The organism is Tenacibaculum halocynthiae (genome assembly GCF_964512825.1).
GTDB lineage: Bacteria > Bacteroidota > Bacteroidia > Flavobacteriales > Flavobacteriaceae > Polaribacter > Polaribacter halocynthiae.
Window position 1 is genome coordinate 1 of the sequence record NZ_CAZELG010000027.1, and the last position, 1,078, is coordinate 1,078.

At 31.4% G+C, this 1,078-nt stretch carries 1 protein-coding gene; it reads right to left on the minus strand.

The features are described 5' to 3' along the window. Positions 1-1,078 (minus strand): peptidase domain-containing ABC transporter (locus tag ACKTTQ_RS09285; RefSeq protein ID WP_408049049.1); only part of this gene is annotated, 1,078 nt, incomplete at both ends.

The window sequence follows — 1,078 nt, forward strand, 5'->3', positions numbered from 1 at the left end:
TTGTTTTTGCCCTGTACTAAGCCCGTTTCCTTCACTACCTATTTTTGTGTTGTATCCTAAAGGTAAACCTTCTATATAATCAGCTATATTGGCTACGTTTATAGCATGTGCTAATTTCTCCTTATCTACATAATCTTCACCAACAGCGATGTTTTTAGCGATGGAATCATTAAAAATATACCCCTCCTGCATTACTACTCCACAGTTTCTTCTCCATTCTTTTTGAGAAATATTTTTTAAATTAAAGTTTCCTATACTTATATCTCCAGTATCTACTTGGTAAAAACCAAGTAATAATTTCATTAAGGTTGTTTTTCCACTTCCACTAACCCCAACTATAGCAGTGGTTTTATTGGCAGGAATTTCTAAGGATAAATCTTTTAATACAGGTTCCAAACCTCCTGTATATCTAAAAGAGATATTGTTAAGTTTTATAGGTTCTTTTTCTGGGATATGAGTTACTTTTTCATCTTCAGGCTTTTCCTCATCTTCCATATTATGAATTTCTCCTAATCTATCGATAGATATTTGTGCATCTTGCACATCTCTCATAAAATTGATTAATTGAACAATAGGGCCATTTAATTGCCCAACGATATAACTAATAGCCATCATCATACCTAAAGTAATTTGCCCATCAATTACTAATTTGGCAGATAAAATGGTAATGAACATATTTTTTAATTCATTGATAAAGTTTGATCCTACACTTTGGGTTTGTTCTAATGCTAAACTTTTGGTAGCTACTTTAAATAAACGAGCTTGAACATACTCCCAATTCCAACGCATTCGTCTTTCTGCATTATGAAGTTTAATTTCTTGCATTCCATTTATCAGTTCAATAACTTTACTTTGTTCTTGACTAACTTGTGAAAATCGTTTATAATCTAGTTCCTTCCTTTTCTTGAAGAAAAACAAAACCCAACCAAAGTATAAAACACTTCCTAAAACAAATACGCCAAATATTTGTAGGCTATAAAACCCTAAAACTAAACTGAAAATAATAAGGTTAAAGAATGAAAATAACACCGTTAATGAAGAGGTAGTTAAAATTCGTTCTATACGTTTGTGGTCATTA